Genomic DNA, 20,280 nt, shown 5'->3' with positions numbered 1-20,280 from the left:
GTCCGGAGCCCCGCGCCGGCGCGGGGTGGTGCCGCTCCACGGCGGGGCGGCCGCGCCGTAGACTCCGCCGCTTTCGTCACCCAACCGCTGCCCGATGAAACGCTTGGTCCGCTCCGCCGCGCTGGCCGCCTGCCTGCTGGCGACGGCCGTCGCGGCTGTCGCGCAGACGCCCGCCGCGGCGCCGAAGACGCTGCGCTACGCCTTCCCGATCGCCGAGACCAGCTTCGACCCGGCGGCGATCACCGACCTGTACTCGCGCACCGTCGTCTCGGGCATCTTCGAGGCGCCGCTGGAGTTCGCCTTCCTGGCGCGCCCGGTGCGCATGCGGCCGAACACCGCGGCGGCGATGCCCGAGGTCTCGGAGGACTTCCGCACCTTCACCTTCCGCATCAAGCCCGGCATCTACTTCGCCGACGACCCGGCGTTCAAGGGCAGGAAGCGCGAGCTGGTCGCCGAGGACTACGTCTACTCGATCAAGCGCCATTACGACCCGCGCTGGAAGAGCGGCAACCTCTACCTGCTCGAAGGCGCCAAGCTGCTCGGCCTGTCGGAGCTGCGCTCGCGCGCCATCAAGGAGCGCAAGCCCTTCGACTACGACCGTCCGGTGGAAGGCCTGCGCACGCTGGACCGCTACACCTTCCAGGTGAAGCTGGCCGAGCCGTCGCCGCGGTTCCTCTACAACTTCGCCGACTCGTCGTTCACCGGCGCGCTGGCGCGCGAGGTCGTCGAGTTCTACGGCGACCGCATCGGCGAGCACCCGGTCGGCACCGGGCCGTTCAAGCTTGGCGCGTGGAAGCGCAGTTCGCGCATCGAGCTCGACCGCAACCCCGGCTACCGCAGCGTGCTCTACGACGAGGAGGCGCCCGCCGGCGACGAGCGCCTGCAGGCCGTGGCGCGCGAGTTCAAGGGCCGCCGCCTGCCGCTCGTCGACCGGGTGCAGATCTCCATCGTCGAGGAGCCGCAGCCGCGCTGGCTGTCGTTCCTGAACGAGGAGCAGGACATCGCCGAGAACGTGCCGGCGGAGTTCGCTGGCGTCGCGTTCCCGAACAACGAACTCGCGCCCAACCTCGCCAAGCGCGGCGTGCTGATGCTGCGCTACCCGCGTTCGGACGTCGCCGTGTCGTACTTCGGCATGGAGCACCCGGTGGTCGGCGGCTACGAGCCGCACAAGGTGGCGCTGCGCCGCGCGATCGCGCTGGCGGTCGACGTCGAGCGCGAGATCCGCCTCGTGCGCGGCGGCCAGGCGATACGCGCGCAGTCGCCGATCGGCCCGGAGGCCTGGGGCTACGACCCGGCCTACAAGAGCGAGATGGGCGACTACGACCCGGCGCGCGCCAAGGCGCTGCTGGACATGCACGGCTGGATCGACCGCGACGGTGACGGCTGGCGCGACCAGCCCGACGGCAGCCCGCTGGTGCTGGAGTACGCCACGCAGCCCGACCAGCAGAGCCGCAAGCTCAACGAGTTGTGGAAGAAGAACATGGACGCGATCGGCATCCGCATCGTGTTCAAGACCGCCAAGTGGCCCGAGCAGCTGAAGGCCTCGCGCGCCGGCAAGCTGATGATGTGGGGCGTCGGCTGGAGCGCCGGCCAGCCCGACGGCGACACCTTCCTCGCGCTGGGCTACGGGCCCAACCGCGGCCAGGCCAACCACGCGCGCTTCGACCTGCCGGCCTTCAACACGCTGTACGAGAAGCAGGCGCTGCTGCCCGACGGGCCGGAGCGCCAGGCGGCGATGGATGCGGCCAAGAAGCTGATGATCGCCTACATGCCCTACAAGGTGCACGCGCACCGCATCTGGACCGACCTCGCGCATCCCTGGGTGGGCGGCTACAGCCGCAACATCTTCGTGCGCGAGTTCTGGAAGTACGTCGACATCGACCCGCAGGCGCAGGCGCGCCGCGGGTCCTGAATCTGCCGAGACGATGAAGCTGCTCTCCCTCCTGGCCGGCGTGCTGCTGGCCTGCTCCACCGCCGTGCACGCCGCCGCGCCCGCGGCCGACGGCGGCCGCAAGATCCTGCGTGTCGCGTTCACCACGGCCGAGACCGGCTTCGACCCGGCGCAGATCAGCGACCTCTACTCGCGCACCGTCACGCCGCACATCTTCGAGGCGCTGTACCGCTACGACCACCTCGCGCGGCCGGTGAGGATCCGCCCGCTGACGGCCGCCGGCATGCCCGAGGTCTCGGCCGACTACAAGGTCTGGACGGTGAAGCTGCAGCCCGGCATCTACTACGCCGACGATCCGGCCTTCAAGGGCAAGAAGCGCGAGCTGGTGGCGCAGGACTACGTCTACGCCTTCCTGCGCACCGCCGACCCGGCCAACCGCAGCCAGCTCTGGAGCTGGGTCGAGACCTTCAACATCGCCGGGCTCGCCGAGTACCGGCGTGAGGTCGTGGCGCAGAAGAAGCGTTTCGACTACGACCACGTGATCCCGGGCATCCGCGCGCTGGACCGCCACACGATCCGCTTCACGCTGTCCGAACCGTCGCCGCGTTTCCTGGAGAACCTGACGGCGTCGGACCTGCTGGGCGGCATCGCGCGCGAGGTCGTCGAGTTCTACGGCGACAAGATCGCCGAGCATCCGGTGGGCACCGGCCCGTTCAAGCTCAAGCAGTGGCGACGCAGCTCGCTGATCGTGCTCGAGCGCAACCCGGACTTCCGCGAGATGCACTACGACGCCGAGCCGGCGGCCGATGACGCCGAAGGCCAGGCCATCCTGGCGCGCCTCAAGGGCCGGCGCATCCCGATGATCGACGAGGTGCGCATCTCGATCATCGAGGAGGAGCAGCCGCGCTGGCTGGCCTTCCTCAACGGCCAGATCGACATGCTGGCCGGGCAGTACGGCTCGGTGCCGGGGTCCTTCGTCAACGTCGCGATGCCCAACGGCCACGTCGCGCCCAACCTCGAACGCAAGGGCATCCTGGCGGCGCAGCAGGTCAACGCCGACATCGGGATCACCTACTTCAACATGGAGGACCCGGTGGTCGGCGGCTACACGCCGGAGAAGGTGGCACTGCGCCGGGCGCTCTCGCTGGCGATGGACGTCGAGCGCGAGATCCGCGTCGTGCGCAAGGGCCAGGCGATCCCGGCGCAGTCGCAGGTGGTGCCGCACACGACCGGCTACGACCCGAAGTTCAAGAGCGAGGCCGGCGACTACGACCCGGCGCGCGCGCGTGCGCTGCTGGACATGTACGGCTACGTCGACCGCGACGGCGACGGCTGGCGCGAGCTGCCCGACGGCAAGCCGCTGGTGCTGGTCTACGCCACCCAGCCGACGCAGATCAGCCGCCAGTTCGACGAGCTCTGGCGCAAGAACATGGAGGCGATCGGCATCCGCACGACCTTCCAGACCGGCCAGTGGCCCGAGCAGCTGAAGCTGGCGCGTGCCGGCAAGCTGCAGATCTGGACGCTGGGCTCGTCGGCCTCGGGGCGTGACGGCCAGAGCGCGTTCGACCGCCTGCACGGCCCGCAGGCCGGCGGCCAGAACCTCGCGCGCTTCAGCCTGCCGGCTTTCGACGCGCTGTACGACCGCATGTCGGCGCTGCCCGACGGCCCCGAACGCGACGAGCTCTTCCGCCAGGCCAAGATCCTGTCGGTGGCCTACATGCCGTACAAGCCGTCGGTGCACCGCGTCAGCACCGACATGTGGCAGCCCTGGGTCAGCGGTTTCCGCCGCCCGGTGTTCTGGAGCGAATGGTGGCACCTCGTCGACCTAGACCCGGCAATGCGCGCGGCCGCCGGCGTGAAGGTCGACTGACGCCGTCCCGGATCCCGGCCCGATACAAACGCTTACGGCGTTGGTGCGTCGGTGCGACGCCAAATGTTTCGCGATACGCCACAAAACTCGCGCTGTAAACCCGCTGTTACAACTTTGGGGCGCATTCGTGAGTGAGCTCACGATCCTCGGGCAGACTGGTAAACCTTTCTCACAGTCGCGGCGGGTGCGCTTGGGCAGACTCGCACCGCAATCGGGATCCAAAGAGACCATTCATGACGACTGACACGATCATCGTCGCGCCGATCGGCGGTCAGCGCGCCGTGCGGCGCCCGGTGTCGGAAGGGCGGGCGCTGCCCGCCCGGGCACCAGCGGTGGACGTGCCGGAGCGGGTGTTCAGAATCCGCTCCGCCGACTCCTATGTCTGCCGCCAGAGCGCGAACTCGCTGCTCAAGCAGCGTTACGCCTGGCGCGGCTATCACGCCGTGTCGCTGCCCAGCGACCAGACCACCAACCGCATCACGCTGTCGGCCACCGAGAACGACGACACCATCGGCACGATCACCGTCGCGCTCGACAGCGCCGAAGGCTTGAGCGCGGAGGACGCGTTCCCGGCCGAGATGGAGGCCCTGCGCCGCGACGGCGTCCGGGTCTGCGAGTTCACCAAGCTGGCGATCGACCCGATCTCCGGCAGCAAACGTGTGTTGGCGGCGCTGTTCCACGTCGCCTACATCGTCGCCCACCGCATCCGCGGCTACGACGCGCTGGTGATGGAGGTGAACCCCCGCCACGTGCGCTACTACGAGCGCATGCTCGGCGCACGCGTCATCGGCGAGGAGCGCCTGAACCGTTTCGTCAACGCGCCGGCGGTGCTGCTGACGATCGACTTCGGTTACATCCGCGACCAGATCGAGGCCTTCGGCGGCCGTGTCGACCTCGACGCCGACGAGCGCTCGCTCTACCCCTACGCGTTCTCGCCGCGCGAGGAGACGGGCATCATCGCCCGCCTGATGACCGCGCAGACGCCCGCTTCCGCGAGCATCAACTGAGATCGCGGCCTCAGGCCGCCGCGCGCGCGAACTGCTGGATGGCCTGTGCCGGGATCGCGCCGCTGTGGCGGTGCGTCTCGCGCCCGTTCTCCAGCCGGATCAGCGTCGGGATGCTGCGGATGCCGAAGCGCGTCGAGAGCTGCGGGTTGTCGTCGCTGTTGACCTTGACCAGCAGGGCGCGCCCGGCGAGTGCTCGGCCGGCCTGCTCGAAGGCCGGCGCCATCGCCCGGCACGGGCCGCACCACGGTGCCCAGAAGTCCACCAGCACCGGCACGGTGCTCGAGCCGACCGCGGCGTCGAACTCGGCGTCGCCCAGTTCGACCGGGCGGCCGTCGAGCAGCGGACGGCCGCAGCGGCCGCAGTTCGGCGCCTCGCCCAGGCGGGCGGCGGGCAGGCGGTTCATGGCCTCGCAATGCGGGCAGCGCAGGTGCAGCGGGTGATCCATCTCCGTCAGATGAGGACGGCCTGCCGCGACGTCAAGGGCGGCGTGGCCGCCTCCTAGAATCCGCCGATGCCTTCTTCGCTGGCGCAGCGCGCCGCCGCGCTGCACCGCCTCGCCGTCGTCACCCTGCTCGGGTTCGCCTCGGGCCTGCCGCTGGCGCTGACCGGCCAGGCGATGCAGGCCTGGCTGACGGTCGACGGCATCGACCTGGCGACGATCGGCTTTCTCAGCCTCGTCGGCCTGCCCTACACCTTCAAGTTCCTGTGGGCGCCGCTGATGGACCGCTTCGAGCTGCCCGGCCTGGGGCGGCGGCGCGGCTGGCTGGTGCTGACGCAGCTCGCGCTGGCCGGCGTGCTGTTCGCGCTGTCGACGACCTCGCCGTCGGACTCGATCCGCGCCTTCGCGCTGCTGGCGGTGCTGGTCGCCTTCGTCTCGGCCTCGCAGGACGTCGTCATCGACGCCTACCGCACCGACGTGCTGCAGCACCGCGAGCGCGGCCTGGGCGCGTCGCTGAACGTGATGGGCTACCGCCTGGCGATGATCCTGTCCGGCGGCATCGCGCTGATCTGGACCGACCCCGCCCAGGGCGGCGGCTGGTCCTGGCCCGAGGTCTACCGCCTGATGGCCGGCCTGATGGCGGCGCTGGCGGTGCTGTCGGCGCTGGCGCTGCCGCGGCTGAAGACCGCGCCGCGCCAGGCCACGCTGGCGCGCAACGACCTCGTCGGCTTCTTCGCCGTGCTCGCCGCGGTGGCCGCCGGCGCGATGCTGACCGACCGCTTCGGCGCCGGCGTGGCGCAGGCGCTGTTCGGTGGCGTTCTGGCTGCGAGTTCGATGGCGCCGGCACTGCAGACGCGCTGGCTCGAGCTGGCCGTGTTGATGATGGGCCTGGCGTTCACGTTGCCGCTGGCTGCCTGGGCGGCGCGCGCGGCGCGCTTCGAGACCCTGCTCGGCGGCTTGCGCAGCTACTTCTCGCAGCGCGGCGCCGCGGCCTTCCTGCTGTTCATCGTGCTCTACAAGCTCGGCGACGCCTTCGCCGGCTCGCTGATGACGCCGTTCCTGCTGAAGGCGATGGCCTTCGGCTCGGCCGAGGTCGGCGTCGTCAACAAGCTGATCGGGCTGTGGCTGACGATCGCCGGCGCGCTCGTCGGCGGCGCGCTGATGCTGCGCCTGGGCCTGTGGCGCTCGCTGCTCGTCTTCGGCGTGCTGCAGATGGCGAGCAACCTCGGCTTCTGGTGGCTGGCGGTGCACGGCAAGGGCGCGATGCCCGGGCTGCTGATTCCGGCCTTCGACTGGGGCTTCGTGCGCCTGGCGCAGCCGACGCCGGTCGACGGCGGGCTGCTGATGGTGGTCGCTTTCGAGAACATCTCCGGCGGCATGGGCACGGCGGCCTTCGTCGCCTTCCTGATGAGCCTGTGCAACCAGCGTTTCACGGCGACGCAGTACGCGCTGCTGTCGGCCTTCGCCGCGGTCGGCCGCGTCTGGGTCGGCCCGCTGGCCGGCGTGCTGGCCGAGAGCATCGGCTGGCCGACTTTCTTCATCCTCAGCACGGTGCTCGCGGCGCCGGCGCTGGTGATGCTGGTCTGGCTGCGCGACAGCGTGCGCGCGCTGGAGTTCGATCCCGCCGCGCCGGTGCCCGCCGACGACTGAGCCGGGCCCGCGCTCCTAGAATCCGCCGACGGAACCCCGGCGCTGGCGACCGGGTCCGACACGCCATGCCGAACACCTTCGAAACCGACGCCCGGATCGACCTGCCCCCGATGCTGCACGCGATGGGCTGCAGCTGCGCGCTGCACCGCCGGCGCCTGTTCACGACGGCGCTGGCAGCCGGCGCCGGCGCTGCGCTCGCCGGCCCGGCGATGGCCCAGGACGGCGTTCGTGGCGACGTCGGCGGCGAGTCGAAGTTCGCCAAGCTGGTGCCGGCCGAGGACGTCGAGAAGGCCGCCGCCCAGCAGTACGAGCAGATGCTGCGCGAGGCGCGCGCGGCCAAGGCGCTGGCGCCGGCCGACCACCCGCAGCTGGTGCGCCTGCGGGCCATCGCCGACCGCATCGTCCCGTACGCCCAGCCCTGGAACCGGCGCGCCGCGAACTGGAAGTGGGAGATCAACCTCATCGGCAGCAAGCAGCTCAACGCCTTCTGCATGCCGGGCGGCAAGATCGCCTTCTATCTCGGCATCCTCAAGGAGCTGCAGCTCAGCGACGACGAGGTCGCGACGATCATGGGCCACGAAGTCGCGCACGCCCTGCGCGAGCACGCCCGCGAGCGCATGGGCAAGACCGCGGCCACGCGCATCGGTGCCGGGGTGCTCAGCGCGCTGCTCGGCCTGGGCCAGACCGGCGACACGCTGCTCAACATGGGCGGCCAGCTGCTGACGCTGAAGTTCAGCCGCGAGGACGAGTCCGAGGCCGACATCGTCGGCATGGACCTGGCGGCGCGCTCGGGCTACGACCCGCGCGCCGGCGTCTCGCTGTGGAACAAGATGATCCAGGCGAACAAGAACGCGCCGCCGGAGTTCATGTCGACGCACCCTTCGGGGCCGACACGCATCGCCGACATCCAGTCCAAGCTGCCCAAGGTGATGCCGCTGTACGAGCGCGCCGCCAAGCCGGCGCGCAACTTCGGCCCGCCGGCGCGCGCCTAGGCGCGCCGCGCCGTCAGGCGCCGTCCGACGCGCGGTCTCGCGGCCAGCGTTCCATCGGCTCGAAGACCACGCCGCGCAGCGCCGGCACCATCGGCGGCAGCAGCGCGACCATGCGCACCAGCGCGCGGATGCTGCGTGCGCCGGTCTTCTCGCGGATGCTGCCGATCTGGGTGCGCACCGTGGAGATGCGCACGCCCTGGTGCTCGGCGAACTTCTGCGGCGCCACGCCGGCGCACAGGGCCTCGAGCACCCGCGTCTCGGCCGGCGTCAGCCGGTGCGCGCGCGCGAAGCCGCGCACCGAGAGGTCCTCGCAGACCTGGCGCTTGCACAACAGCAGCATCGTCGCCGGCTGGCCGTCGAGCGCGTCGGCCGCCAGCGGCACGACCGCCAGCGTGACGCGCTCGCCGCTGGCGCCCAGCGTCAGCATCTCGCGCGTGCCGCGCTGCATGGAGTCGGAGACCGCGGTGGCCAGTCGCGCGGCGTCTTCGGGCAGCACCGCCCCGATGCGCCCGGCGGTGATCTGCAGCGGGTGGCTGTCGTCGAGTTCGCTCAGCGCGCGGTGGTTGCGCCAGCGCACGATGCCGGCGGCGTCGATCAGCACGAGGCCGTAGTCGATCTCGTCGAGCATCAGGCCCAGGCAGCGGGCCCAGCCGCCGGTCGGGGTGCGCTCGGTCATCGAGCGCGGCAACAGAGCGGGCGTTGCGGAGCGTGCAGCAGGCTGCCGGTCGAGCATGGTCATCGCCTTTCGTCGGTCGTCCAAACGAGGGCGGGCAGGCGGTGACTTCCTCCCGAGGAAATGTGCGTCCCGGGCGGGTCATGCTTGCAGGCTCTGCGGCCCTGCTTCCCGCCTCTTGTCGCGCGGCCATTCTGCCGTTGGTCAATCGCCTTTGTTTGACCTGTGTCGTGTCGCGGGCCCTGCGACACTGACTTGAACGAGCGCCAGCGGCGCCGATCAGAGGCAGAAGTCGTAGTCGATCGTCAGTGGCGCGTGGTCCGAGAAACGCTGCGCCAGGAAGATCTGTTCGCGCCGCGCGGTCTCGGCGAGCGCCGGCGTGGCCAGGTGGTAGTCCAGCCGCCAGCCCACGTTCTTCGCCCAGGCCTGGCCGCGGTTGCTCCACCACGTGTACTGCTCGGGCTGCGGGTTGAGGCGGCGGAAGACGTCGACGACGCCGCTGTCGAGCAGCCGCGTCATCCAGGCCCGCTCCTCGGGCAGGAAGCCGCTGTTCTTCTGGTTGCCGCGCCAGTTCTTCAGGTCGATTTCCTTGTGCGCGATGTTGACGTCGCCGACGAGGATGAACTCGCGCTCGGCCTTCAGCGCCATCAGGTGCGGCTGCAGCAGGTCGAGGAAGCGGTACTTGGCGGCCTGGCGCTCCTCGCCGCTGGAGCCGCTGGGGAAGTAGCAGCTGATGATCGACAGCTTGCGCCCGGGCTTGTCGAAGCGCAGCTCGATCCAGCGGCCCTCGGCGTCGAACTCGCCGCCGTCGAAGCCGACGACGACGTCGCTGGGCTCGTGGCGCGTGTACAGCCCGACCCCGGAGTAGCCCTTCTTCTGCGCGAAGTGGAAGTGGCCGTCGAGGCCGCCCACCCGTTCGAAGCGTCCGGCCACGTCGGCGGCTTGCGCCTTGACCTCCTGCACCCCCATACAATCGGCGGCCGCTGCCTCGGCCCAGTCGAGAAATCCTTTGCTCGCGGCCGAACGGATGCCGTTCAGGTTGAGCGTGACCAGTCGAAAACCCAAGGGATGACCTCCATGAACGCCCCCGACGCCCTGGCGCAAGAATTCGTGAAGTTCTCGGTCGAGGCCGGCGTGCTGCGCTTCGGCGAGTTCCGCACGAAGGCCGGGCGGCTGTCGCCCTACTTCTTCAATGCCGGGCTGTTCAACGACGGCGCCAGGCTGGGCCGTCTCGCTTCATTCTATGCACGCCGTCTGGTGGCCAGCGGGCTCGAGTTCGACATGCTCTTCGGCCCGGCCTACAAGGGCATCACGCTGGCCGCGGCGATCGCCATCGAGCTGGCGCGCGAAGGCCGCAACCTGCCTTTCGCCTACAACCGCAAGGAAGCCAAGGACCACGGCGAAGGCGGCACGCTGGTCGGCGCGCCGGTTGCCGGGCGCGTGCTGATCGTCGACGACGTGATCTCTGCCGGCACCTCGGTGCGCGAGTCGATCGCGATGATCCGCGCCGCCGGCGCGACGCCCTGCGGCGTCGCGATCGCGCTCGACCGCCAGGAGAAGGCGACCGACGCCGACGGGCGCGACGCCGAACTCTCGGCCGTGCAGTCGGTGCGCTCGCAGCTCGGGCTGGACGTGGTCGCGATCGCGACCCTGGCCGACCTGCTGGCCTACCTGCGCTCCGGCGCCGACCCCGCGCTCGAGCAGTACGCGCCGGCCGTGCAGGCCTATCGCGAGCGCTACGGGGTCTGAATGGCCAGGGCCGGGCGTCTCGCTTCCACTCGCGGCCTCGCGCTGACCGGCGCCGCGCTGCTGGCCGGCTCGGTGCTGGCGGCACAGGGGGGGCGTCCGGCCGAGGGCATCTACACCTGCGTCGACGACGCCGGCCGCAAGATCACCTCGGACCGCCCGATCCCGGAGTGCATCGCCAAGGAGCAGCGGCTGCTCAACCGCGACGGCTCGCTGCGCCGCGTCGTGCCGCCGACGCCGACGGCCGACGAGCGTGCCGAGATCGAGGCACGCGAACGCCGTGCGGCCGAGGCGCGCGCCGCCCAGGCCGACGCGGTGCGCCGCGACCGCAACCTGATGGCGCGCTACCCCAACGAGGAAGCGCACCGGCGTGCGCGCGAGGCCGCGCTGGACACCGTGCGGGTGGCGATCCGGGCCTCCGAGCAGCGGCTGGCGATGCTCGCCGCCGAGCGCAAGCCGCTGACCGAAGAGGCCGAGTTCTATCCCGCACGCCCTCTGCCGCCCAAGCTGCGCCAGTCGCTGGACGCCAACGACGCCGCCACCGAGGCGCAGCGCACGGCGATGGCCAACCAGGAAGCCGAGCTGGTGCGCGTGAACCGGCTGTACGACGCCGAACTGGAGCGCCTGCGCCGGCTGTGGGCCGGCGCCCGGCCCGGCACGCTGGGCCCGATGCCGGCCGAGCCGGCATCGGCCGCGGCGCGCTGAGCCTGGACATGGGGTGCCGGAAGGCGCCCCATGCCTGCCGAGTCCGCCTCAGCCGCCGAGCTTGCGGCGCAGCAGCTCGCTGGCCTGCGCCGGGTTGGCCTTGCCCTTGCTGGCCTTCATGACCTGGCCGACGAGCGCATTGAAGGCCTTGTCCTTGCCGGCGCGGAACTCCTCGACCGACTTGGCGTTGGCGGCCAGCACCTCGTCGACGATCTTCTCCAGCGCGCCGCTGTCGTTCATCTGCTTGAGGCCCCTGGCCTCGATGACGGCGTCGACTTCGCTGGCCTCGCCGCTCCACAGCGCGTCGAAGACCTGGCGCGCGCCGTTGTTGGACACCGTGCCGTCGGCGATGCGGCCGATCAGCGCGGCCAGCGTCTGCGGGCCCACCGGCGCGGCGTCGATCGCGCCGCCTCCGGCGTTCAGCCGCTTGCTGATCTCGCCCATCAGCCAGTTGGCGACCAGCTTGGGCTGGCCGCAGCCGTCGCGCGCCGCCTCGTAGTAGCGCGCGAAGGCCAGGCTCTGGGTCATCATCGCCGCGTCGTAGGCCGGCAGGCCGTCGTCGCGCTGGAAACGTTCGGCCATCACCGCCGGCAGCTCGGGCATCGCGGCGCGCACGCGCTCCACCCAGTCGGGCGCGATGACCAGCGGCGGCAGGTCGGGGTCGGGGAAGTAGCGGTAGTCGTGCGCGTCTTCCTTGCTGCGCATCGCCCGCGTCTCGCCGGTGTCCGGGTTGAACAGCACCGTGGCCTGCTCGATCGCCAGGCCGTCTTCCAGCCGGTCGATCTGCCACTGGACCTCGAAGTCGATCGCCTGCTGCAGGAAGCGGAAGCTGTTGAGGTTCTTGATCTCGCGGCGCGTGCCGAAAGGCTCGCCGGGGCGGCGCACCGAGACGTTGGCGTCGCAGCGGAAGCTGCCTTCCTGCATGTTGCCGTCGCAGATGCCCAGCCAGACGACGAGCGCGTGCAGCGCCTTGGCGTACTCCACCGCCTCGGCCGAGCTGCGCAGGTCGGGCTCGGAGACGATTTCCAGGAGCGGCGTGCCGGCGCGGTTCAGGTCGATGCCCGACTGGCCGTGGTAGTCCTCGTGCAGGCTTTTTCCCGCGTCTTCCTCGAGGTGGGCGCGGGTCAGCCGCACCGAACGCTTCTCGCCGTCGAGCAGGAGGGACACGCTGCCGCCCTGCACGACCGGGATCTCGTACTGGCTGATCTGGTAGCCCTTGGGCAGGTCGGGATAGAAGTAGTTCTTGCGCGCGAAGATCGACAGCGGCGCGACCTTGGCGCCGACGGCCAGGCCGAAGCGGATCGCGCGTTCGACGGCGCCGCGGTTGGCCACCGGCAGCGTGCCGGGCAGCGCCAGGTCGACCGGGCAGGCCTGGGTGTTGGGCTCGGCGCCGAAACGCGTCGAGGCGCCGCTGAAGATCTTGCTCTCGGTGGAGAGCTGGGCGTGGGTCTCGAAGCCGATGACGACTTCGTAGCCGCGGATGAGGGGGAAGGTCGCCATCGCGTCAGAACCCGGCCGGGGCGCGGGTGTGGAAGTCGGTCGCTTGCTGCAGCGCGTGGGCGGCGTGCAGCAAGCGGCCTTCGTCGAAGTAGTTGCCGACGAGCTGCAGGCCGACCGGCAGGCCGTGGGCGCCGGTGCCGGCCGGCACGCTCATGCCCGGCAGGCCGGCCAGGCTGGCCGGCAGCGTGAAGATGTCGGCCAGGTAGGCCTGCAGCGGGTCGCCCTGCTCGCCGAGCTGCCAGGCGACGGTCGGCGCCACCGGGCCGGCGATCAGGTCGCAGTCGCGGAAGGCGGCCTGGAAGTCGTCGGCGATCATGCGGCGCAGCTTCTGCGCCTGCAGGTAGTAGGCGTCGTAGTAGCCGTGGCTCAGCACGTAGGTGCCGATCATGATGCGGCGCTTGACCTCGGGCCCGAAGCCTTCGGCGCGCGTCTTCTTGTACATGTCGAGCAGGTCGGTGTACTGGGCTGCACGGTGGCCGAACTTCACGCCGTCGAAGCGCGACAGGTTCGAGCTCGCCTCGGCCGGCGCGATGATGTAGTAGACCGGGATCGACAGCTCGGTGCGCGGCAGGCTGACGTCGACCAGCGTCGCGCCCAGCTTCTCCAGCTCGGCGAGCGCGCCGCGCACGGCGGCGGCGACGTCGGCCGACAGGCCTTCGGGGAAGAACTCGCGCGGCAGGCCGATGCGCAGGCCGGCCAGCGGGCGCGTGGCGCTGGCGCCCTCGCGCACGGCGAGCATCTGGGCGTGGTAGTCCTGCGGCGGGCGCTCGGCGCTGGTCGCGTCGCGTTCGTCGAAACCGCTCATCGCCGACAGCAGCAGCGCGCAGTCCTCGGCCGAACGCGCCATCGGGCCGGCCTGGTCCAGGCTGGAGGCGAAGGCGATCATGCCGTAGCGCGAGCACACGCCGTAGGTCGGCTTGATGCCGGTGATGCCGCAGAAGCTGGACGGCTGGCGGATCGAGCCGCCGGTGTCGGTGCCGGTGGCGGCGGCCACCAGGCGCGCGGCCACCGCCGCGGCCGAGCCGCCCGACGAGCCGCCGGGCACACGCGTCGTGTCCCAGGGGTTCTGCACCACGCCGAAGGCGGAGTTCTCGTTGGCCGAGCCCATCGCGAACTCGTCGCAGTTGAGCTTGCCCAGCGTCACCGTGCCGGCGGCCTTCAGCCGCGCGACAACGGTGGCGTCGAAGGGGCTGCGGTAGCCGGCCAGCATCTTCGAACCGGCGGTGCTCGGCTGGTCCGTCGTGACGAAGATGTCCTTGTGGGCGATCGGCACGCCCGCGAGCGCCGGGGCGCTGCCGGCGGCGAGCGCGGCGTCGGCGGCGCGTGCGGCGGCCAGCGCACCGTCGGTGTCGACCGCCAGGAAGGCGCCGAGCGAACGATGCGCGTCGGCGCGCGCCAGCAGCGCTTGCACGAGTTCGACGCTGGAAAACTGCTTGGCGCGCAGCGCGCGGGCGGTTTCGGCGACGCCCAGCCGGTGCAGCGCGGCGCTCATTCGATCACCTTCGGCACGAGGAACAGGCCGTCCTCGACGGCCGGGGCGCTGCGCTGGTTGGCCTCGCGCTCGTCGCCTTCGGTGACGCGGTCCTCGCGCAGGCGCAGCGCGACTTCCTGCACCGCCGACAGCGGCGTGTACAGCGGCTCGACGCCGCTGGTGTCGACCGCGCTCATCTTCTCGACGATGCCGAAGAAGTCGTTGAGCTGCGCGAGCATGCGCTGCTCTTCGTCGGGCTGAAGCTCGAGCCGCGCCAGATGCGCGATGCGGCTCACGTCCTGCGGTGTGAGGGCCATGGAAACAGGTGCAAATGGGCGCTTGCCCAAGGGCAAGCGCGGGGGGTGATCAGGTATTATCTATGGTTACCCCACATGCCTCGTCGGTAGCCGGCCGTGCGACCGCGTCGCCCGCGCTCCAGGCGCCAAGGCCCCGCCTTTCGATCCAGCCGCCTCCCGACCGCCGTCTCCCCACATGTTCGCCTCCCTGCGTCGCTATTTCTCGACGGACCTCGCGATCGACCTCGGCACCGCCAACACGCTGATCTACGTGCGCGGCAAGGGGATCGTGCTCGACGAGCCGTCCGTCGTCGCCATCCGCCACGAAGGTGGCCCGAATGGCAAAAAAACCATCCAGGCCGTCGGTGCCGAAGCCAAGGCCATGCTCGGCAAGGTGCCCGGCAACATCGAGGCCATCCGGCCCATGAAGGACGGCGTCATCGCCGACTTCACGGTGACCGAGCAGATGTTGAAGCAGTTCATCAAGATGGTGCATCCGCGGTCGATGACACGGCCCAGCCCCCGGATCATCATCTGCGTGCCCTGCGGTTCGACCCAGGTCGAGCGCCGCGCGATCCGCGAGTCGGCGCTGGGCGCCGGCGCCTCGGACGTCTACCTGATCGAGGAACCGATGGCCGCGGCCATCGGCGCCGGCCTGCCGGTGTCCGAGGCCTCGGGCTCGATGGTCGTCGACATCGGCGGCGGCACCACCGAAGTCGGCGTGATCAGCCTGGGCGGCATGGTCTACAAGGGCTCGATCCGCGTCGGCGGCGACAAGTTCGACGAGTCGATCATCAACTACATCCGCCGCAACTACGGCATGCTGATCGGCGAGCCGACGGCGGAAGCGATCAAGAAGAACATCGGCAGCGCCTTCCCCGGCTCCGAGGTCAAGGAGATGGAGGTCAAGGGCCGCAACCTCTCCGAAGGCGTGCCGCGCAGCTTCACGATCAGCTCCAACGAGATCCTCGAGGCGCTGACCGACCCGCTGAACCAGATGGTCAGCGCGGTGAAGAACGCGCTCGAGCAGACGCCGCCGGAACTCGGTGCCGACATCGCCGAGCGCGGCATGATGCTCACCGGCGGCGGCGCGCTGCTGCGCGACCTGGACCGCCTGCTCGCCGAGGAAACCGGCCTGCCGGTGCTCGTCGCCGAAGACCCGCTGACCTGCGTCGTGCGCGGCTGCGGGATGGCGCTGGAGCGCATGGAGCGCCTGGGAAGCATCTTCACGTCCGAGTGACGGCGTGAACCCCTGCGACGCGTGTCCCCGCACGGCCGGCCGGCCGTTGGGCGCGCGCCGTCTGTCCTGACCCGCCGCGAGCCGACATGCCGCTGGGTACGCTCGACCGCACGCCGCCGCCCTTCTTCCGCCAGGGCACCCCGGCGCTGACCAAGCTCGTCTTCTTCTCCGCGCTGGCCTTCTTCCTGATGGTCGCCGACGTGCGGCTGCGCATTGCCGATCCGGTGCGCGAGGCGATCGCCATCGTGCTGCTGCCGGTGCAGCGGGCGCTGGCGGTGCCGGTCGAACTGGTTTTCGGCGGCGCCGACTACCTGCGCGGCCTGGAGGCCGCACGCGCCGCCGAGCGCGAGGCGCAGGCGCAGCTGGCGCTCAGCGCCGACCAGCTGGCGCGTGCCGGCGCGCTGGCCGCCGAGAACGCCCGGCTGCGCGCGCTGCTGGACCTGAAGCCGGCGCTGGCGGTGCGCTCGCAGGCCGCCGAGGTGCTGTACGACGCTGCCGACCCGTACTCGCGCAAGGTCGTCATCGACCGCGGCCAGGCCCAGGGCGTGGTCGCCGGCTCGCCGGTCGTCAACCAGCACGGCGTGCTCGGCCAGGTCACGCGCGTCTTCGCGCTGACCTCCGAGGTCACGCTGCTCGTCGACAAGGACGCCGCGATCCCGGTGCTCAACGTGCGCACCCAGCAGCGCGGCGCCGCCTTCGGCGTCGCCGGCGGCATGGAGCTGCGCTTCACCTCGGCCAACGACGACGTGCGCGCCGGCGACGAGCTGCAGACCAGCGGCATGGACGGCGTCTACCCGCCGGGCCTGCCGGTGGCCAAGGTGGTGGCGGTCGAACGGCGCTCGGAATCGGGCTTCGCGCGCATCACGCTGGCGCCGGCGGCGGGCAGCGACGGCGTGCGTCACGTGCTGGTGCTGGAGCCGCTGGCGGCGATGCTGCCGCCGCGGCCCGAGCCGGCGCCGGCGGCGCCCGAGGTCGCGCGGCGCAAGGGGAGCGGCCGCCGATGATCATGCCCCGCGGCTCCGACCAGCTGCTGCTGCCGGTCAACCCCTTCTTCATCGCGCTGACGCTGCTGCTGGCCTTCGCCTTCATGCTGCTGCCGTTCGGGCGCCACCCGGCGATCCCGGACCTGCTCGCCGTGGTGCTGGTGTTCTGGGCCGTGCACCAGCCGCGCCGCGTCGGTGTCGGCGTCGGCTTCTTCTTCGGCCTGCTGCTGGACGTGCACCAGGGCGCGCTGCTCGGCCAGCACGCGCTGGCGTACTCGCTGCTGGCTTATGCCGCGACCCTCGTGCATCGCCGGCTGCTGTGGTTCGGGGTCGTCGAGCAGGCGCTGCAGATCGCGCCGCTGTTCTTCGCCGCCCACCTCGTCGCGCTCGTCGTGCGCCTGGCCGCCGGCGGCATGTTCCCCGGCTGGTGGATGTTTCTGGCGCCGGTGATCGAGGCCCTCGTCTGGCCGCTCGTCACGATCGTGCTGCTGGCGCCGCAGCGCCGCGCGCCGGATCCGGACGAGAATCGGCCGCTGTGACCGAGATCAAGGACCTCGAGCTCGAACTCGGGCGTTTCCGTGCCCGGCTGATCGCCGCCGCGGCCTTTGTTCTCGTCGCTTTCGGCCTGCTCGCCGCGCGCCTGGTGTACCTGCAGGTCGTGCGCCACGACGAGCTGGCGACGCAGGCCGAGAACAACCGCATCGCCGTCGTGCCGACCGTGCCCAACCGCGGCCTGATCGTCGACCGCAACGGCGTCGTGCTGGCCACCAACTACTCGGCCTACACGCTGGAGATCACGCCGTCGCGCATCGGCGACGTCGAGCTCGACGAGCTGATCGACCGCATCGCCGAGCACGTCGAGATCCAGCCCCGCGACCGCCGCCGCTTCAAGCGCCAGCTCGAGGAGAGCAAGGGCTTCGAGTCGCTGCCGATCCGCACCAAGCTCAGCGACGAGGAGGTGGCGCGGTTCCTGGCCCAGCGTTTCCGCTTCCCGGGCGTGGACGTCAAGGCGCGGCTGTTCCGCCAGTACCCGCTGGGCGAGGTCGGCGGCCACCTGCTGGGCTACATCGGCCGCATCAACCAGGCCGAGAAGAAGGCGATGTCCGACTGGCCCGAGGAGCAGCAGGACAACTACCGCGGCACCGAGTACATCGGCAAGCTCGGCCTGGAGCAGAGCTACGAGCGCGAGCTGCACGGCACCACCGGCTTCGAGGAGGTGGAGACCAGCGCCAACGGCCGCGCCGTGCGCCGCCTGGCCAGCCACCCGCCGACGCCGGGCAACAAGCTCGTGCTGTCCATCGACATCAAGCTGCAGGCGCTGGTCGAGCAGCTGTTCGGCGAGCGCCGCGGCGCACTCGTCGCGATCGACCCGCGCAACGGCGAGATCCTGGCCTTCGTCAGCAAGCCGAGCTTCGACCCCAACCTGTTCGTCGACGGCATCGACGTCGAGAGCTGGCGCGAGCTCAACGAGAGCATCGACCGGCCGCTGCTCAACCGCGCGCTGCGCGGCACCTACCCGCCGGGCTCGACCTACAAGCCGTTCATGGCGATGGCCGCGCTGCAGTCGGGCAAACGCAGCGCCTCGACGGTCATTCAGGACAACGCCAGCTGGACCTTCGGCAACCACACCTTCCGCAGCCACGGCGACATCGCGCTCGGGCCGGTGGACATGCACCGCGCGATCGTCAAGTCCAGCAACGTCTACTTCTATTCGCTGGCCAACGAGATGGGCGTGGACCTGATCCACGACCTGATGGCGCCGTTCGGCTTCGGCCAGCGCACCGGCATCGACCTCGAGGGCGAGGTCACCGGCGTGCTGCCGTCCACCGACTGGAAGCGCCGCGCCTACAAGCGCGCCGACCAGCAGCGCTGGTACGCCGGCGAGACGATCTCGCTGGGCATCGGCCAGGGATACAACCACTTCACGATGCTGCAGATCGCCAACGCGATGGCCACGCTGGCCTCCGGCGGCCAGCGCTACACGCCGCACCTGGTGCGCGAGGTCGAGGACGTCATCACGCGCGAACGGCGCCAGGTCGCCGCCCAGCCGCGCGAGCCGCTGGCGCTCAAGCCCGAGAACGTCGCCGTGGTGATGCGCGCGCTGCAGGGCGTGGTGCTGGAAGGCACCGGCGCCGGCGCCTTCGCCGGTGCGCCGTACACCAGCGGCGGCAAGACCGGCACGGCGCAGGCGGTGACGATCCGCTCCAACGAGAAGTACAACGCCGCCAAGCTCGAGGAGCACAAGCGCGACCACGCGCTGTACACCGCGGTGGCGCCGATGGAGGCGCCGCGTGTGGTGCTGGCGGTGATCGTCGAGAACGCCGGCTTCGGTGCCGCGTCGGCGGCGCCGATCGCGCGGCGCGTCATCGACTACCTGCTGCTCGGTCAGTACCCGAGCGAGGAGGACCTGGCCGCGGTGCGCAGCGGCCGCTCCGGCGCGCCGCTCGGCACGCCGCGGCGCGCCGAGGACGTGCCGCTGCCCGGCCAGGGCCCGATCGCGGTGGAGATCGCCGCCGCCGGTGCGGCGGTGGCCGCTGCGCCGGCCGCGTCGGCCCCGTCGGCGCCGTCGCGGCCGGACGAACGCCGGCCGGCCCCGGCGCTCGCGCCGCCGCCGGTCGGTGCCGCCGTGCCCGCCCCGCAGAGGATCGCCCGGCCATGAACGCGGTGTTCGAACGTCCCTCGGTGCTGCAGCGTGTCAGGACGCTGTTCTCCGGCTTCGACGGCCCGCTCGCCGCGGCGCTGCTGCTGCTGGTCGCCATCGGCCTGGTGACGATGTACTCGGCCGGCTACGACCACGGCACGCGCTTCGTCGACCACGGCCGCAACATGCTGCTGGCCTTCGTGGTGATGTTCGTCGTCGCGCAGGTGCCGCCGCAGCGGCTGCAGCAGATCGCCGTGCCGCTGTACGTCGTCGGCGTCGTGCTGGTCGTGCTGACCGCGCTGCCGGGCATCGGCATCACGAAGAAGGGCGCGACACGCTGGCTCAACCTGGGCATCGTCATCCAGCCCAGCGAGATCCTGAAGATCGCGATGCCGCTGATGCTCGCCTGGTGGTTCCAGAAGCGCGAAGGCCTGCTGCGCGTGCCCGACTTCCTCGTCGCCGCGGCGCTGCTGGGCGTGCCGGTGCTGCTGGTAATGCACCAGCCCGACCTGGGCACCTCGCTGCTGATCCTGGCCGGCGGCCTGTACGTGATCTTCTTCGCCGGGCTGTCGTGGAAGCTGATCGTGCCGGTGCTGGTGCTGGGCGCCACCGGCATCATCGCGCTGGTCATCGCCGAGCCGACGATCTGCCAGCCTGGCGTCGAATGGCCGATCCTGCGCGAGTACCAGCGCCACCGCGTCTGCACGCTGCTCGACCCGATGCAGGACCCGCTGGGCAAGGGCTTCCACATCATCCAGGGCATGATCGCCATCGGCTCCGGGGGGCTGACCGGCAAGGGCTTCATGAACGGCACCCAGACCCACCTGGAGTTCATCCCCGAGCGCACCACCGACTTCATCTTCGCCGCCTTCTGCGAGGAGTTCGGGCTGGCCGGCGTGCTGCTGCTGCTGTTCGCCTTCGTCTTCCTGATCTTCCGCGGGCTGATGATCGCCGGCGAGGCGCCGACGGTGTTCTCGCGCCTGCTGGCCGGCGCGATGTCGCTGAGCGTCTTCACCTATGCCTTCGTCAACATGGGCATGGTCAGCGGCATCCTGCCGGTGGTCGGTGTGCCGCTGCCCTTCGTCAGCTACGGCGGCACGGCGATGGTGACGCTGGGCCTGGGGCTGGGGATCCTGATGTCCGTGGCGCGCAGCCGGCGGCTGATGATGAGTTGAC

At 70.9% G+C, this 20,280-nt stretch carries 18 protein-coding genes; 12 read left to right on the top strand and 6 right to left on the bottom strand.

The genetic code is table 11. From position 1 onward, the window contains the following. Positions 1-94 precede the first annotated feature (94 nt). The 3 genes from LOC65_RS07975 to LOC65_RS07965 all read left to right on the top strand — a co-directional run bounded on the left by LOC65_RS07975 (position 95) and on the right by LOC65_RS07965 (position 4,768). Positions 95-1,912, top strand: a complete 1,818-nt coding sequence (locus tag LOC65_RS07975; RefSeq protein WP_164962384.1) for an ABC transporter substrate-binding protein — start codon at positions 95-97, stop codon at positions 1,910-1,912. A gap of 13 nt (positions 1,913-1,925) precedes the next feature. Next, positions 1,926-3,761 carry an ABC transporter substrate-binding protein gene (locus tag LOC65_RS07970; protein ID WP_230247141.1) on the top strand — a complete coding sequence of 612 codons (1,836 nt, stop codon included), beginning with the start codon at positions 1,926-1,928 and terminating at the stop codon, positions 3,759-3,761. Between the two features lie 233 nt (positions 3,762-3,994). Then, the gene (locus LOC65_RS07965; protein WP_230247140.1) at positions 3,995-4,768 is read left to right on the top strand and encodes an N-acyl amino acid synthase FeeM domain-containing protein; all 774 of its coding nucleotides are present in this window, start codon (positions 3,995-3,997) and stop codon (positions 4,766-4,768) included. Positions 4,769-4,778: 10 nt separating this feature from the next. On the opposite strand, the gene trxC is transcribed toward LOC65_RS07965, so the two are convergent. After that, the gene (gene trxC / locus LOC65_RS07960; protein WP_009856748.1) at positions 4,779-5,213 is read right to left on the bottom strand and encodes a thioredoxin TrxC; all 435 of its coding nucleotides are present in this window, start codon (positions 5,211-5,213) and stop codon (positions 4,779-4,781) included. A 66-nt stretch (positions 5,214-5,279) separates the two neighbouring features. Here trxC and LOC65_RS07955 point away from each other — a divergent pair, with 66 nt between their 5' ends. Then, complete coding sequence (locus tag LOC65_RS07955; RefSeq protein ID WP_230247139.1) at positions 5,280-6,857, top strand: AmpG family muropeptide MFS transporter; 1,578 nt, start codon at positions 5,280-5,282, stop codon at positions 6,855-6,857. Positions 6,858-6,922: 65 nt separating this feature from the next. Then, positions 6,923-7,849 (top strand): M48 family metallopeptidase, encoded by a 927-nt coding sequence (locus LOC65_RS07950; RefSeq protein WP_009856750.1) that lies wholly within the window; start codon positions 6,923-6,925, stop codon positions 7,847-7,849. Positions 7,850-7,862: 13 nt separating this feature from the next. On the opposite strand, the gene LOC65_RS07945 is transcribed toward LOC65_RS07950, so the two are convergent. Further along, the gene (locus tag LOC65_RS07945; protein ID WP_230247138.1) at positions 7,863-8,525 is read right to left on the bottom strand and encodes a helix-turn-helix transcriptional regulator; all 663 of its coding nucleotides are present in this window, start codon (positions 8,523-8,525) and stop codon (positions 7,863-7,865) included. Between the two features lie 276 nt (positions 8,526-8,801). Then, positions 8,802-9,587 carry an exodeoxyribonuclease III gene (locus LOC65_RS07940; protein ID WP_029718393.1) on the bottom strand — a complete coding sequence of 262 codons (786 nt, stop codon included), beginning with the start codon at positions 9,585-9,587 and terminating at the stop codon, positions 8,802-8,804. A gap of 12 nt (positions 9,588-9,599) precedes the next feature. Here LOC65_RS07940 and pyrE point away from each other — a divergent pair, with 12 nt between their 5' ends. Both pyrE and LOC65_RS07930 read left to right on the top strand, forming a co-directional pair. After that, positions 9,600-10,271, top strand: a complete 672-nt coding sequence (gene pyrE, locus LOC65_RS07935) for an orotate phosphoribosyltransferase (RefSeq protein ID WP_138938810.1) — start codon at positions 9,600-9,602, stop codon at positions 10,269-10,271. Next, positions 10,272-10,973: a DUF4124 domain-containing protein gene (locus LOC65_RS07930; RefSeq protein ID WP_009856754.1), complete on the top strand. Its 702-nt coding sequence runs from the start codon at positions 10,272-10,274 to the stop codon at positions 10,971-10,973. It begins immediately after the preceding gene. Positions 10,974-11,021: 48 nt separating this feature from the next. On the opposite strand, the gene gatB is transcribed toward LOC65_RS07930, so the two are convergent. Genes gatB through gatC form a run of 3 tightly spaced genes read right to left on the bottom strand, consistent with a single transcriptional unit; the run spans position 11,022 to position 14,261 of the window. Beyond that, positions 11,022-12,473, bottom strand: a complete 1,452-nt coding sequence (gene gatB, locus LOC65_RS07925) for an Asp-tRNA(Asn)/Glu-tRNA(Gln) amidotransferase subunit GatB (protein ID WP_230247137.1) — start codon at positions 12,471-12,473, stop codon at positions 11,022-11,024. A 4-nt stretch (positions 12,474-12,477) separates the two neighbouring features. Beyond that, on the bottom strand, positions 12,478-13,965 hold the full coding sequence (gene gatA / locus LOC65_RS07920; protein WP_230247136.1) for an Asp-tRNA(Asn)/Glu-tRNA(Gln) amidotransferase subunit GatA: 1,488 nt from the start codon (positions 13,963-13,965) through the stop codon (positions 12,478-12,480). After that, positions 13,962-14,261 (bottom strand): Asp-tRNA(Asn)/Glu-tRNA(Gln) amidotransferase subunit GatC, encoded by a 300-nt coding sequence (gatC, locus tag LOC65_RS07915; protein WP_230247135.1) that lies wholly within the window; start codon positions 14,259-14,261, stop codon positions 13,962-13,964. The genes gatA and gatC overlap by 4 nt, the downstream gene beginning before the upstream one ends. A 175-nt stretch (positions 14,262-14,436) precedes the next feature. Here gatC and LOC65_RS07910 point away from each other — a divergent pair, with 175 nt between their 5' ends. The 5 genes from LOC65_RS07910 to rodA all read left to right on the top strand — a co-directional run bounded on the left by LOC65_RS07910 (position 14,437) and on the right by rodA (position 20,279). Then, positions 14,437-15,480: a rod shape-determining protein gene (locus LOC65_RS07910; protein ID WP_009856758.1), complete on the top strand. Its 1,044-nt coding sequence runs from the start codon at positions 14,437-14,439 to the stop codon at positions 15,478-15,480. An 86-nt stretch (positions 15,481-15,566) separates the two neighbouring features. Continuing rightward, complete coding sequence (gene mreC, locus LOC65_RS07905; RefSeq protein WP_009856759.1) at positions 15,567-16,484, top strand: rod shape-determining protein MreC; 918 nt, start codon at positions 15,567-15,569, stop codon at positions 16,482-16,484. Beyond that, on the top strand, positions 16,481-17,002 hold the full coding sequence (gene mreD, locus LOC65_RS07900) for a rod shape-determining protein MreD (RefSeq protein ID WP_009856760.1): 522 nt from the start codon (positions 16,481-16,483) through the stop codon (positions 17,000-17,002). Before mreC ends, mreD begins: the two co-directional genes overlap by 4 nt. Then, positions 16,999-19,122, top strand: coding sequence for a penicillin-binding protein 2 (mrdA, locus tag LOC65_RS07895; protein ID WP_230247134.1), 2,124 nt, complete (start codon positions 16,999-17,001; stop codon positions 19,120-19,122). The genes mreD and mrdA overlap by 4 nt, the downstream gene beginning before the upstream one ends. Continuing rightward, complete coding sequence (gene rodA, locus LOC65_RS07890; RefSeq protein ID WP_009857921.1) at positions 19,119-20,279, top strand: rod shape-determining protein RodA; 1,161 nt, start codon at positions 19,119-19,121, stop codon at positions 20,277-20,279. The genes mrdA and rodA overlap by 4 nt, the downstream gene beginning before the upstream one ends. Position 20,280: the final 1 nt, after the last annotated feature.

Source organism: Rubrivivax sp. JA1055 (genome assembly GCF_020966565.1).
Taxonomy (GTDB): Bacteria; Pseudomonadota; Gammaproteobacteria; order Burkholderiales; family Burkholderiaceae_C; genus Rubrivivax; species Rubrivivax benzoatilyticus.
The sequence above is the reverse complement of the archived record's forward strand: the minus strand, read 5'-3'. Positions and strand labels throughout refer to the sequence as shown.

Coding starts and splice junctions, on each gene's coding strand:
- gatC (WP_230247135.1), bottom strand. CDS start 14,261: ATGGCCCTCACACCGCAGGACGTGAGCCGCATCGCGCATCTGGCGCGG.
- rodA (WP_009857921.1), top strand. CDS start 19,119: ATGAACGCGGTGTTCGAACGTCCCTCGGTGCTGCAGCGTGTCAGGACG.
- gatB (WP_230247137.1), bottom strand. CDS start 12,473: ATGGCGACCTTCCCCCTCATCCGCGGCTACGAAGTCGTCATCGGCTTC.
- mreC (WP_009856759.1), top strand. CDS start 15,567: ATGCCGCTGGGTACGCTCGACCGCACGCCGCCGCCCTTCTTCCGCCAG.
- gatA (WP_230247136.1), bottom strand. CDS start 13,965: ATGAGCGCCGCGCTGCACCGGCTGGGCGTCGCCGAAACCGCCCGCGCG.
- LOC65_RS07965 (WP_230247140.1), top strand. CDS start 3,995: ATGACGACTGACACGATCATCGTCGCGCCGATCGGCGGTCAGCGCGCC.
- LOC65_RS07945 (WP_230247138.1), bottom strand. CDS start 8,525: ATGACCGAGCGCACCCCGACCGGCGGCTGGGCCCGCTGCCTGGGCCTG.
- LOC65_RS07930 (WP_009856754.1), top strand. CDS start 10,272: ATGGCCAGGGCCGGGCGTCTCGCTTCCACTCGCGGCCTCGCGCTGACC.
- LOC65_RS07970 (WP_230247141.1), top strand. CDS start 1,926: ATGAAGCTGCTCTCCCTCCTGGCCGGCGTGCTGCTGGCCTGCTCCACC.
- LOC65_RS07955 (WP_230247139.1), top strand. CDS start 5,280: ATGCCTTCTTCGCTGGCGCAGCGCGCCGCCGCGCTGCACCGCCTCGCC.
- LOC65_RS07910 (WP_009856758.1), top strand. CDS start 14,437: ATGTTCGCCTCCCTGCGTCGCTATTTCTCGACGGACCTCGCGATCGAC.
- pyrE (WP_138938810.1), top strand. CDS start 9,600: ATGAACGCCCCCGACGCCCTGGCGCAAGAATTCGTGAAGTTCTCGGTC.
- trxC (WP_009856748.1), bottom strand. CDS start 5,213: ATGGATCACCCGCTGCACCTGCGCTGCCCGCATTGCGAGGCCATGAAC.
- mreD (WP_009856760.1), top strand. CDS start 16,481: ATGATCATGCCCCGCGGCTCCGACCAGCTGCTGCTGCCGGTCAACCCC.
- LOC65_RS07950 (WP_009856750.1), top strand. CDS start 6,923: ATGCCGAACACCTTCGAAACCGACGCCCGGATCGACCTGCCCCCGATG.
- LOC65_RS07975 (WP_164962384.1), top strand. CDS start 95: ATGAAACGCTTGGTCCGCTCCGCCGCGCTGGCCGCCTGCCTGCTGGCG.